Annotated in this window: 12 protein-coding genes and 1 tRNA gene; 2 read left to right on the plus strand and 11 right to left on the minus strand. The window is 62.0% G+C overall.

From position 1 onward, the window contains the following. Positions 1-64: 64 nt before the first annotated feature. A complete protein-coding gene (locus GRI97_RS05820; protein ID WP_161390138.1) occupies positions 65-2,143 on the minus strand; it encodes a TonB-dependent receptor domain-containing protein in 2,079 nt (692 codons plus the stop codon). Between the two features lie 526 nt (positions 2,144-2,669). Here GRI97_RS05820 and GRI97_RS05825 point away from each other — a divergent pair. After that, entirely contained in the window at positions 2,670-3,746 is a 1,077-nt protein-coding gene (locus GRI97_RS05825) for a substrate-binding domain-containing protein (RefSeq protein WP_161390139.1), read from the plus strand. Positions 3,747-3,764: 18 nt separating this feature from the next. Here GRI97_RS05825 and GRI97_RS05830 read toward each other — a convergent pair whose 3' ends face one another. From GRI97_RS05830 to GRI97_RS05855, 6 genes are all read right to left on the minus strand, one after another. After that, positions 3,765-4,079, minus strand: a complete 315-nt coding sequence (locus GRI97_RS05830) for a hypothetical protein (RefSeq protein ID WP_161390140.1) — start codon at positions 4,077-4,079, stop codon at positions 3,765-3,767. Positions 4,080-4,084: 5 nt separating this feature from the next. Beyond that, complete coding sequence (locus tag GRI97_RS05835; protein WP_161390141.1) at positions 4,085-6,391, minus strand: FdhF/YdeP family oxidoreductase; 2,307 nt, start codon at positions 6,389-6,391, stop codon at positions 4,085-4,087. A gap of 239 nt (positions 6,392-6,630) precedes the next feature. After that, positions 6,631-7,941, minus strand: coding sequence for a sensor histidine kinase (locus tag GRI97_RS05840; protein WP_161390142.1), 1,311 nt, complete (start codon positions 7,939-7,941; stop codon positions 6,631-6,633). Continuing rightward, on the minus strand, positions 7,938-8,612 hold the full coding sequence (locus GRI97_RS05845; RefSeq protein ID WP_161390143.1) for a response regulator transcription factor: 675 nt from the start codon (positions 8,610-8,612) through the stop codon (positions 7,938-7,940). The genes GRI97_RS05840 and GRI97_RS05845 overlap by 4 nt, the downstream gene beginning before the upstream one ends. A gap of 30 nt (positions 8,613-8,642) precedes the next feature. Then, a complete protein-coding gene (locus tag GRI97_RS05850) occupies positions 8,643-9,188 on the minus strand; it encodes a CPBP family intramembrane glutamic endopeptidase (protein ID WP_202392590.1) in 546 nt (181 codons plus the stop codon). 310 nt (positions 9,189-9,498) lie between these two features. Next, positions 9,499-9,939, minus strand: coding sequence for a hypothetical protein (locus tag GRI97_RS05855; RefSeq protein WP_161390145.1), 441 nt, complete (start codon positions 9,937-9,939; stop codon positions 9,499-9,501). Positions 9,940-10,076: 137 nt separating this feature from the next. Here GRI97_RS05855 and GRI97_RS05860 point away from each other — a divergent pair, with 137 nt between their 5' ends. After that, the gene (locus tag GRI97_RS05860; RefSeq protein ID WP_161390146.1) at positions 10,077-10,436 is read left to right on the plus strand and encodes an EF-hand domain-containing protein; all 360 of its coding nucleotides are present in this window, start codon (positions 10,077-10,079) and stop codon (positions 10,434-10,436) included. 100 nt (positions 10,437-10,536) lie between these two features. Here the strand turns inward: GRI97_RS05860 and GRI97_RS05865 are convergent. The 4 genes from GRI97_RS05865 to GRI97_RS05880 form a co-directional block, all read right to left on the minus strand. Further along, a tRNA-Phe gene (locus GRI97_RS05865) sits at positions 10,537-10,612 on the minus strand. Positions 10,613-10,723: 111 nt separating this feature from the next. Continuing rightward, a complete protein-coding gene (locus GRI97_RS05870; RefSeq protein WP_235917616.1) occupies positions 10,724-10,867 on the minus strand; it encodes a DNA gyrase inhibitor YacG in 144 nt (47 codons plus the stop codon). A 17-nt stretch (positions 10,868-10,884) separates the two neighbouring features. After that, the gene (locus GRI97_RS05875) at positions 10,885-11,859 is read right to left on the minus strand and encodes a ribonuclease E/G (protein WP_161390148.1); all 975 of its coding nucleotides are present in this window, start codon (positions 11,857-11,859) and stop codon (positions 10,885-10,887) included. Further along, the gene (locus GRI97_RS05880; RefSeq protein WP_161390837.1) at positions 11,852-12,427 is read right to left on the minus strand and encodes a Maf family protein; all 576 of its coding nucleotides are present in this window, start codon (positions 12,425-12,427) and stop codon (positions 11,852-11,854) included. The genes GRI97_RS05875 and GRI97_RS05880 overlap by 8 nt, the downstream gene beginning before the upstream one ends. Positions 12,428-12,429: the final 2 nt, after the last annotated feature.

Genomic DNA, 12,429 nt, shown 5'->3' on the forward strand with positions numbered 1-12,429 from the left:
CCCCTGTTGTGTGCCGATCGGCCCGGCCGGCATTACGCCGCCAAGGCCGAAAGCGTAACAGCAATCAGAAGCTGAGGCTGATGGAGGCGCTGATCCGACGACCATCGAGGATATAGGCAAAGCCTTCTTCCGGCGTGACCGTCTTGTTGAGCAGGTTGTAGATGCCCAGGTTGAAGCGCATGTCCTTCTTGAATTCGAAGACCCCGCCGATGTTGAAGAAGGCATAGGGCGGGTAGGTCAGATCATTGGTGCCCGAACCGCTGGAGTTGGTGGTGCGGCCCGAGGTGCGCCCGCGATAATTCGCCTGAGTCCACAGGTTCAGTTCTTCAGTGGCCTGCCAGGCCAGCGATGCGTTGAACATGTGTTCGGGAATATCGTTGAGAGGCCGACCGGCATTGTTGCCCGATGTCTGCTCGGTTTCCGAGAAGGTGTAGCTGTGGCGATAGTTGAGCCCATCCACGATCCTCCATTCGAGCGTCCATTCCACGCCCTGCAGCCGGGCGGAATCGACGTTTTCATAGGTGGTGTAGCCGAATTGATGCGCCGGATAGGTGACCCCGCCATAAACGCATTCGACATTCTGCAGGCAGATGCGGGCCGTGCGCAGCAGCTTGTCTTCGAACTCGCTGCGATAGACGGTGACACCGGTGGAGATGCCGGCATCGCGGTTGCTGTACTGAATGCCGGCTTCGTAATTGAGCGTCTTTTCCGGCTTCAGATCAGGATTGCCGATGATCACGCCGCCCATGGAGGTGCTGCCGAAATCGGTGGCCGCACTGCGCAATGAAGGGACCTTGTAGCCAGATGTCAGACCGCCCTTGATGCTGAGATTGTTGGTGATGCGGTAATTGGCATAGACCTTGGGGCTGAAGCGGCCGCCGAATTTTTCATTGTAGTCATAGCGACCGCTCAAAACGAGAGAGAGATCGTCCAGCACGCGCCAATTGTCTTCCAGGAAGGCCGCATATTGATGGCGTTCCATGGTGACGATGTCGGTCGGGACGACAATGCCCGGCAGGTTCAGGCCGTTGGTGGCGCCGTCCTTCAGCGTTTCCATGCGGTAGTTGATGCCGCCGACGATGTCGTGGCGCGACAACTGCAAGCGGGCCTGCGAATTGGCGACCAGCGTCTTGAAAGAGATGCCAGCACCCGTGGTCGCATTGATGCGGGTCGGGTTTTCCGAGGTGTCGTAATTGACATAGCTGTCCCACTGCAGGCTGCCATAACGCCCTTCATGGGTGACGAAGAAGTTGTCGCGCAAGGTTTCGCTGTAACTGGCATCGTCATCTGCGGCCAGGCTGCGGCCCGGATTGTGCCAGCGCTGCTGCGTCGTATGGCCACCACCCAGGGTGAAGGTGTTGGCATCATCCAGCCGGAAACCGAGCTTGGCACCATAGTTGCGCCGCCGGAAACGCGGATCGGCCGCGGCACTGTCACTGCCGCCGACGAGATCGGATTCATTCTGCATGCGGATCGCGCCGTTCAACTGCAGCGACAGCCGATCGTTGACGACCGGAACGTTGAGTGAGGCGCTGGTCTGGAAGCCGTCATTCGTCACATCATTGCCGGGGCCGGCCATAATGTATTCGGACGTTACGGTACCGCCGAAATCATTCATCACCCGCTTGGTGATGATGTTCACCACGCCGCCAATGGCATCGGAGCCATAGAGCGAAGATGCGGGGCCGCGAATGACTTCGATCCGGTCGATGGTGTCGAGTGGGGGGAGGAAGTTGATCGGTGTGCCGGCCTGCTGGCCGTTCAGGCCAAACGCCTGGTTATCCTGCTGTGGGCGGCCATCGACCAGGAACAGCGTATAATCGGCCCCCATGCCGCGGATCATGATCGATTGCTCGACGCCGCCGCCCTGAATGTGCACGCCCGGCACATTGATCAGCACGTCGGTGATGTCGGTATAGGAACGCTGCTTGATTTCCTCTGCGGTGATCACGGTGATGCTGGCGGGGGCATCCTTGACGTTCTGGGCATAGCCGGCAGCGGTCACCACGATCTGGTCTGCGCCGGGTTCGGGCTGGTCAGCGGCGGCGGAATTGCTGGCGGTTTCGGCCAGCGCCTGATGCGGCATGAGTGCCATCAGGACGAGCGAAGAGCTCGACAGAAGCGTCGATTTGCGCAGGAACATCGATGTGACCTTTCAAAATCTGGGTCATGGCTGCCGGCGTGCGACCCCCTCGCCGCCCTCATCGGCCATGTGATTTCGCGCCCCTACCCACGCTTCACTGTGAGTCAACGATACTGCGATCTATTAGCATTATGGCCATCAGCGCGATGGCTGATCGTGTCCACCATTTCCAAATAAATATCATTTTATAACAATGATATAGACTGTTTTAACGTCAGGCATATGTCAACCATGCAGGGGCTGGATTTCGACTATCCAGCCACCGGAAGAGTGTATCACGCGGTTACAATCTGATGTGCGCCATCGTTCAGAAGTGCTTGGGTGGGGGCAATGCATGGCTGGAGTTCCATATGCATCGAACAGCATATATGCGCCGGCATTGTCCGATCGTGTGAGCAATGTGGATTTCAGCTGTTGATTGCGGAATAGCCAAAACATGCTATCCCATTCAGTGCGAATTGTTCGCAACAATGTGATTTGCAACTATCAAACATATGTTGCTTTATTCATATATGATGGGCGTTGAATGATCAGGATCGAGATTGCCCCGCAGTGGCGTTTCCGCAGGGATGGTGATCCGTCATCGACCCTGGTGCTGCTCGATCTGCTGAACGAGATCCGAGCCAGCGGAAAGATCACCACCGCTGCCGAAAATGCCAAGCTCTCCTATCGCCATGCCTGGAACCTGATCGAGGCCTGGGGCGTGTTTTTCGAAACGCCGCTGGTGGAACGGCAACGGGGCAAGGGCACCAGCCTGACGCCGCTGGGGGAAAAGCTGGTCTGGGCCGGGCAGCGGCTGCAGGCCCGGCTTGGCCCACAGCTGCAAAATCTGTCGCAGGAGCTGGAAACGGAGATCAACCAGTTCCTGCCCCAGGCGACCAACACGCTGCGCATTCATGCCAGCCACGGCTTTGCCATTTCCACGCTGCGCGACATGCTCGACCGGGAAACGGACGTTTCCTTCGATCTGCGTTATGTCAGCAACCCCGCTTCGCTGGTATCGCTGACCAAGGGCGCCTGCGACATCGCCGGCATGCACCTGCCGCAAGGGCCGCTGCGCAAGGCCAGCATCGCGGCGACGCGTGAACTGATCGAACGTGCCGATCACCGCGTGATCGGCTTCGTGACGCGGGAAATGGGGCTGATCGTCAAGCCGGGCAATCCGTTGCGGATTTCCAATCTGGAACGCCTGACCGATCCGGCCGTGCGCTTCGTCAATCGCGATGCCAATTCCGGATCGCGCCTGTTGTTCGATCAGCTGCTGGGCCAGCATGGCATCGATGTGCGGCGGATCAGCGGCTATGGCCTGACCGAATTCACTCATGCTGCCGTCGCCGCCTATGTCGCCAGCGGCATGGCCGATGCCGCGTTTGGCGTGGAGGCGGCCGCACGCCAGTTCGATCTCGATTTCGTGCGGCTGGTGACGGAGGATTATTTCTTCGTCTGCCGCGCCGAAACGCTGGAACTGGAATCGGTGAAGCAGCTGCTGGACCTGATGCGCAGCCGGCCGTTCCACGATGCGATCATGCAATTGCCCGGCTATATTCCCAAGGACATGGGCGTGGTGCGCAGCATTCCGGAGATGTTCCGCAGCGCCGATTGAGCGCTGCCGGCAATCCCATCAGGCAGGGTCGTTGGCAGCATCCAGCACAGGCATGCCAAGCGCGTAGAATGTCCGCTGGGTGCGCTCATCGCGCCGGGTCACGGCCAATTGGCCGGTGAGGGAAAGCTGTTCCACTTCGCGCAGCACCAGCGCATGTTCTACGCCCAGCAGCCGGGCGAAGCTGCGACTGTCCTGCGCGACATTCAGCATCGCCCCGGCCAGGATCCCCGCCGCCAGCGGCGACAGCAGCGGATCGGCGGCGCATTGCCGTTCCACTTCCGCCATATAGACGGCTGCCGGATCGCTGGGGTGGAGATCGGGTTGCGAGGCCATGGCGGTCAGGCGGCTGCCAGCTCTTTCTGGTGGCGGAAGGATACGATCACCGATTTGGATGCCGGGGTGTAGCTTTCCGATCCGAAGGTCGACAGCGGCACCAGGCAGTTGAGTTCGGGATAATATCCGGCCACGCAGCCGCGCGGAATGTCATAGGCCACCAGGCTGAAGCCCTTGGCCACGCGGCTCACGCCGTCATCATGTTCGCCCACGACATCCATGATATCGCCGGCCTTCGCTCCGATCGACGCGATGTCGTCCGGGTGCATGAAGACGATGGTCCGCTTGCCATAGATCCCGCGATAGCGATCATCCATGCCATAGATGGTGGTGTTGTACTGATCGTGCGAGCGGAAGGTCTGCAGCACGAACTGGCCATCGGCCTTGCGGGTCTGCTGATGCTCGGTCGCTTCCGGCAAAGAGGCGGTGGAGAAATTGGCCTTGCCGCTCGGCGTGTTCCATTCGCGGTTGGCGGCCGAATTGCGCAGATGGAAACCGCGCGGCTTGCGCACGCGTGTGTTGTAATCGTGGAAGCCCGGCAGCACGCGCGAAATCATGTCGCGGATCAGATCATTGTCGTCGGACAGCGTGGCCCAGTCGACCACCGATGATCCGACGGTGGCAGCGGCAATGCCGGCGACGATCTTCACTTCGGACCGCAGCCAGGGCGATGCCGGGCGGTTGATGCCGCCCGAACCATGCACCATGCTCATCGAATCCTCGACCGTGACGATCTGGCTGACGCCCTTGCTGTTGCGGTCGATTTCCGTGCGGCCAAGGCAGGGCAGGATGAAGCTCGTTTCGCCCGGGACCAGATGGCAGTGGTTCAGCTTGGTCGCGACATGCACGGTCAGCTTCAGGCTGGACAGCGCATCGGCGATCAGCGCGCTGTCCGGCGTGGCGCGGGCGAAATTGCCGCCCAGGCCAATGAAAGCCTGCGCCGAACCATCCATCATGGCGCCGATCGCGCCCAGCACATTGTGGCCCGGTTGGCGCGGAATGGGCACGCCCAGTTCGCGTTCCAGCGCATCGATCAGCGCGGGCGGCGCCTTCTCGTTGATGCCGACGGTGCGATCACCCTGAACATTGGAATGGCCGCGCACCGGGCACAGGCCTGCGCCCGGCTTGCCCAGATTGCCGCGCAGCAGCATCAGGCTGGTGATTTCGCGAATGGTCGCCACGCTGTGCCGATGCTGGGTCACGCCCATGGCCCAGGTGCAGATCACCTTGTCGGCGGCCAGATAGACATCGGCCATCTGCTCGATCTCGTCGCGGGTCAGCCCGGACTGATCGAGGATGTGATCCCAGTCGGTGGCATCGACCGCAGCGCGATAGGCGTCGAGATCGGCCGTGTGCGTGGTGATGAAATCATGGTCCAGCAGCGAGGGCTGACCGGCGGCCACGGCTGCGTCGTCACGGGCAAACACCAGCTTGGCGATGCCGCGCACTGCGGCCATGTCGCCGCCCAGTCGGGGCTGGAAATAATGGGTGGCGATGGCGCCGCTGCCGCCATGCAGCATCTCCACCTTGCGCTGTGGATCGGAAAACCGTTCCAGCCCGCGTTCCTTGACCGGGTTCAGCACCACGATCTGCGCGCCGCGTTCCGATGCGCGGCGCAGATCGCCCAGCATGCGCGGGTGGTTGGTGCCCGGGTTCTGGCCGATCACGAAAATCGCGTCGGCCTTTTCGAAATCTTCCAGCAGCACGGTGCCCTTGCCGACGCCGACCGCCTGGGTCAGGCCGACGCCGCTCGCCTCGTGGCACATGTTCGAACAATCAGGGAAATTGTTGGTGCCATAGAGGCGGACGAACATCTGATAGAGGAACGCCGCTTCATTGCTGGCCCGGCCGGAGGTGTAGAATTCCGCCCGGTTGGGATTGTCGAGCGACCGGAGCACGGCGCCGATTTCGGCGAAGGCGTCTTCCCATTCGACCGGGTAATAGCGATCGCTGGCCGCATCATAGCGCATCGGCTGCGTCAGCCGGCCCTCATGCTCCAGCGCGTAATCGGTCCAGTTGCGCAGTTCGGACACGGTGTAGCGGCCGAAGAAATCGGGCTCCGTACGCTTGGCGGTCGCTTCCCAGGCCACGGCTTTCACGCCGTTTTCGCAGAATTCGAAGGATGATCCATGCTCCGGATCGCCCCAAGCGCAGCCCGGGCAGTCGAAGCCATCGGGCTGGTTGGCCTTCAGCAGGGTCTTGGCCCCCGAAAGCGCCGCACCACTGCCCAGCAACTGCTTGCCGCAGCTCTTCAGCGCACCCCAGCCGCCTGCCGCTGCAGAACGCTTGCCGACGAATTTCGTCTCAGCCATCAGACCATACCCCCCATGCGACCCGAAAGGGCAGGGTTGAAATGGTTTTCATATGAACTGTTGATCATATTCGTCACGTCTGACGTACTGGGATTTTTGGTCATGCTCCCAGATACACCCGCGAGATTTGGCGGAGAATATGACTATTTCTGCCGAACGGAGCCGCAATCATATGTTGTCAAAAACATATGGACTGGGGCTTAATAGGTAATCCTTGCATATATGCGCACATCTTCCATTCAACCGGGCAGTTCGACGCGTGCGATGGTGCCTCCTCCCGGTGCATGGAACAGGGTGACCCTGCCATTGTGGCGTTCGACGACCTGCCGGACCAGATTGAGACCAAGCCCGGTTCCGCTTGACCGTGGCTTCAGTCGATAGAATTCCTCGAACACCCGCTCCCGTTCGCTTTCGGGGATACCGGGCCCATCGTCTCCGACTTCAAATGATCGCTCGTGAACCCGAATGATGACTCGGTTTCCGCCATGTTCGACAGCATTCTGAACCAGATTGGTCAGCACGCGTTCGATCGCGCCCCTGTCCACACGTACCGGGAGATCCTGATCGGCCAGCACCTCGATCGATTTGCCCGCTGCGATCAGAAGCGGGGCGAGATCCGCCGCCGTCTGCCGAACGAGATCTGCCAGATTGACCACTTCCTTCGGCCCGTCATGCTGCATGCGCTGAAGGTCCAGCAATTGTTCGGCCAGATTGGCCAGTCGCGCCACGGTGGCGGACAGTTGCTGCCGCGTGGCAGAATCGCTGGCTTCGATCTTGACCTGCAGCAGCGCGATCGGGGTCCGCAGTTCATGGGCTGCCGAAGCGATGAAGCGGCGCTGGCGTTCGTAATCTTCATCCAGCCGCGTGAGCGCGTCATTCACGGCGCGGACCAGCGGTTCGATTTCGCGCGGAACCTCCGCCTCCGACAGGCGCACACCCCGACGGTTGGCGTCGATGTTTTTCGCCTCCTGCGCGATGCGTTTGAGGCCGGCCAGCGATCGGTTGACGATTACGGGCGTGGCCACAATCGTGACCAGCGCCAGGACCAGGAAGATCGGCACCACGATCATGTTGGAGAACAGCGCCACCGTCCAGGTGATGGTGGTAATCGGTCCATGTCCGATTACTGTCAGCGGGCCAACGGGCCCGGTTTCCTGACGAACAACCGCCGTCAATTCACGGGGGCCGCCCCGCAAATGCGCATAGCGCACCTCGTCCAGCGCCGCCACGAGAGAGGCATATTGCGATGGCACCTGGCCAAAGGATACGGTGCGTCCGGCGTCATCTTTCGCCACGAACCACAGCCCGGGCGCATCCCGTTGCATCCGCTGCAGTTCGGGGGTCATGCGAACCGCCAGATCGCCCTGCGGGTTTCGCACGATGGCCTGGGCGGCAATCCTCGTCAGCGCCTCATCCGCATAGCTGCCACCACTATCCAGCCGCAGCAGCACAGCCGCAATGGTCGCAAAGGTGATCAGCGAAATCACCAGCTGAAAGATCAGCGGTTTGACGATCAGCCGCCGTTTCAGGGATGGTTGCCGGGCCGTCATGCGCTGTCTCTCAACAGATAGCCCACGCCCCGGATGGCGTGGATTTCCACCCCCGCGCCGGCGTCCGCCAGTTTGCGCCGCAAGCGGGAAATGTGTGAATCCAGCGTGTTGGACTGAACTTCATCGTCAAAGCCATAGACCGCACGTTCCAGCGTTTCGCGCAGCACAGTGCGGCCACGACGGCGGACCAGCGTTGCCAACACGCAGGTCTCCCGCCGCGGCAGTTCAAGCCGCAGCTCTCCCACGCGGGCTTCTTCGAACGTCATGTCGAAAACCAGTTCGCCAATCCGCACCTCATCCAGATGAAGCTCCCCCGGCCGGCGCCGCACGGCGCGAATGCGCGCCAGCAATTCCTGAAAGGCGAAGGGTTTGGCCAGATAGTCGTCGGCGCCTTCATCGAGCCCGGCGATCCGGTCCGTCAGTTCATTTCTGGCGCTCAGGATGATGATGGGAACACCGGAATTGGTTGCGCGCAGCGCGGGTATCAGGGTCAGACCATCGCCATCAGGCAGGGTGCGGTCCAGAATCACGAGGTCATGCGCGCCACCACGAGCCGCTTCTGCCGCGAATGACAGGCAGTCCGCCCAATCGACGATATATTGCTCCCGCTCCAGCAGGGTGCGGATGGTGGCTGCCAGTTCGGCTTCGTCCTCAATCAGCAGAATCCGCATCAGGGTTGCCCAGTCTTCAGGTGCCAGTCTTCAGGTGATGGAATAATGGAACAAGTGCAGCCCGTTATAGACGATATGCGTGATGGCTGGGGGCCAGATTGAACCTGTCTTGCGGAACAGCACGCCCGTCAGCAGCCCCACCAGCAGCGCGTCGAAGAAGATCACGCTCGGGCCATGCATCGCAGCGAAGATCAGGGCACTGCCAATGACGCTCACCCAGGCGCCGTATCGGTTGAAGGCGTTGGCGATGACGCCGCGAAACACGAACTCTTCGCCCAAAGGCGTCAATATGGCGCCTGTGAGCACGAGGATGGACAGCATCAGCGGACCGCTTTTGGCCACGACTTGGAAATCGGCTTGGGTGTTGGGTTCGGTGATGAACAGGAAATAGACATATTCGACGATGAAACTCGCGCCGAATGCGAACAGGCCAACGGCGGCACCAATGATCAGCCATGAACTGCTGATCGTCCGGAAGCCAAACACCCGCAGGCGGCGAATACGCAGCGCGAAGGCGGCAAACAGGGCCGCCATGCCGGCGATGCCGTTGACGGCCGTACCGGCAAGCCCGCGCAACACAGCCTGTTCAGGCGGCAATTGGACCATCCACAACAGCAGTGGGACCAGCAGCGCGACATAGGTGACCAGTGCGATCGTGACCTCAGGCCAGCCAGGGCTTTGCCAGGTCAGGTTGGGGGCAGCATTTGATTGCATCGGCGCATCTCCGGTGATGCCGCAGGATATCGGCACAGGATATCGGCAAGGGTCAGCCGCCCTGCGGCCAACCCGGGATTGTCATCCGTCTCGAACTAGATGTTCAAAATTGCCTAAACATTGCGCCCGGACGGGCTGATCCGAAAAGGGGGTGACAGGCAACAGCATCGCATCATTCGCAGCGATACCAGCGCCCGTCGCGCGCGCGGTAGCTGTCTGAACGCTCGTCATAATTGCCGTAGCGTTCCATACAGTAGTTGCGGCGATCGCGTTTCTCCCGGTCATTGCGGTTGCCGCTGGTGGCAGCGGCGATGACGCCGGCCAGCACCGCAGCCCCGACCACGCCAATGACGATGCCATCGGTCTTGGCGTCATTGCGGCGGTCCCGCTCCCGGTTTCTGTCGCGATCGCGGCTGCGGTTGCGCTCCGCCTCCTCGCGGTTGCGGCGTTGCTGATCGCGTTCGCAGCGTTCGCGGTCACGCCCCTCGCGCGACCAGCAGGATGATGCATTGCCCCAGCTCTGCGCGTGGGCGGGGGCCGCAATGGGGGCGACCGGAAAAGCGAGGGTTACAGCGGCGGTGATCGAAAGCCATCGGCCAGTGCGCGAAGTCATGGGCAATACTCCTGGAAGCGCACCCATGCTCCGGGTGCCTGCTCCAGAAATCATCCGGACATTGTCTCAACATGGCGTCAGGCTGACGCAATGCTCGCCACCGATCCCCATCAGACCCGAACTGAAAAGGATCTCCGATGAAAATGCCCGTTCTTGTGGCTCTTGCCCTGATTGCCCCATTCGCGGCCCACGCCCAGCCTGCGGGGGCTGGCGCGACCTTTGACGCCATGGATGGCAATGGAGACGGGCAGATCAGCAGAGCAGAATATGCCAGCTATCTCAGCCAGCGCTTTTCCGAGCAGGCCGAGGCCATGGATGCTGCTTTCGAACAGATCGACGCCGACCGGAATGGCTTGATCAGCAAGGAAGAGGCTGCGGCAGTGCCGGCCATCGCAAGTGCCTTCGACGCGCTGGACGCCAACAAGGATGGCGGCCTTTCCAAGGCGGAAATGCAAGATGCCCTTTCAAAGGCGCAGGCATTGCAGGGCGCGAACTGACAAATCTTTGCGGTCGGCCGGCGCGGTATCGCTTTGGCTGACCGCATAACACAGCGAACCGCGTTGCGGCCGGGTCAGATCAAATGCTGCAAAAGGAAAGTGGTGCCCGGGGACGGATTCGAACCGCCGACACTGCGATTTTCAGTCGCATGCTCTACCAACTGAGCTACCCGGGCGTTGCTGTCATGGCTGGCTGTTGCCGCCTGTCAGCGTTTGGAGGCCGGCCCTATGACGAAGGGCGCGACGCTTGGCAAGAGGGTTTTGGTGCTTTTCTTGCGATGTGCTGATCAATTGTCGCGCGACTGGTCTTCGGGCAGGGCCGGCGGGCCGGGCACGGCGTAGCTTTCATCGAACCAGCTGGCGAGGTCGAGGTCGCGGCAGCGGGCCGAACAGAAGGGGGTGAACTGTTCGCTGCGGGGCTTCTTGCACATGGGGCAGGGGCGCTTGGTCATTGTGCCACCAACTGGGCCTGCGGCGCCTCCAGCGCAAGGGTAGGGGATGATTGCCAGCGAATGGGCCGTCCGGTCCGCCGCTGCAATTGTTCCAGCCATTCGGGGCGCAGCTCTGCTTCCAGGGCCGGATGTCCAGTCAACAGGATGGTGCCGGCGCCCGTCACACGCTCTGCCCGGCGCAGCAGCAGCCGTGCGGCCATGCCGACGCGGTGGAAGCTGGCGCGGTGAAGCAACGATACCCTTTCAAGCCGGGCGATGATCTGCACGAAGCCGAAGCCGTTCATCGCCGTGCGTTCATGCGGCCAATCGGCCAGCTGTTCCGCCAGCACCTGATCCAGCGTGCGCCGGTCATCCTTGGTGGCCAGGGTGGGGAAATCCACCCCGATCGATCCGCCCAGATCAAAACGACGCAATGCATCGGCGACAGCTCTGGCAGCGGCCTGCGCCAGCGCGGTGGCCGGGCCCGATCCATCGACATCGATCAGGCTCATCGCCGGGGTGGCGCTGAACAGCAGTTGCCCGCCGGGGAACGATGTTTCACGGGCAAAGGCTTCGCCCACCAGATCGTCCCAGTCGCAGGCGGGGAAGCACGGCACGATTCGCACGCTGGCGCCTTCGGCCTGCAGGCGATTTGCCAGCGATGGTGCCGGCTGCACATCGGCATTGGTTGGTCGCGCACGGGCGCGCTTGTGCCGGCCACGTTCGGCCATGGCGGGGCGGGTGATGGTCAGGCGGATCGGGGCGCCTTCGGCCGCGTCGCGCGGCAGGCGTTCCACCAGGGCATCCTCCCCGCTGGCGAAGCGGGCCAGACCCTGGCTGCTGCCCGATGCGCGGGATATCAGCTTGGCATCTTCTATCTGGCCGGGGGTCAGTGCGCCGGACCATTCCATGCGCGCCGCCCGAATGCTGTCACCCTGCAGCAGGATCGCGCGGGTTTCGCCGATCCCGTCTTCGACCAGCCATTCAGCCAAGGGCGAAGCCTGCGGATTTGAGCAGGGCGCGGGTTTCGAACAACGGCAGGCCGACGACGCCCGAATGGCTGCCGGAAATGCCCGCGATCAGCCCTTCGGCGCTGCCCTGGATGGCATAGCCGCCGGCCTTGCCTTCCCATTCGCCGCCGGCGAGATAATCGCGGATTTCTTCATCCGACAGCCGCTTGAAGCGGACCTCGGTAACGCTCAGCCGTTCGCGCAGCTTGCCGTCAGGCGCGCGCAGGGCGATGGCGGAGAGCACCTGGTGACGCCGGCCTGACAGCAGTTCCAGGCATTTGCGGGCCGTGTCGCCATCTTCCGCCTTTGGCAGAATGCGGCGGCCGCAGGCGACCACCGTGTCGCCGGCCAGCACATGTTCTGCACCCTGCGGCAGAGCCAGCGCCTTTTCCCGCGCCATGCGTGTGGCATAATCGCGCGGCAGTTCGGCCTTGAGCGGGGTTTCGTCGATATCGGCGGGCTCGATGCGCAACGCAATCGTCCCCAGCCGCGCAATCAGTTCGCGGCGTCTCGGGCTGGCAGATGCGAGGATCAGTTGCGGGGCGTTCACGC

This window comes from Croceibacterium xixiisoli (assembly GCF_009827305.1).
Classification (GTDB): domain Bacteria; phylum Pseudomonadota; class Alphaproteobacteria; order Sphingomonadales; family Sphingomonadaceae; genus Croceibacterium_C; species Croceibacterium_C xixiisoli.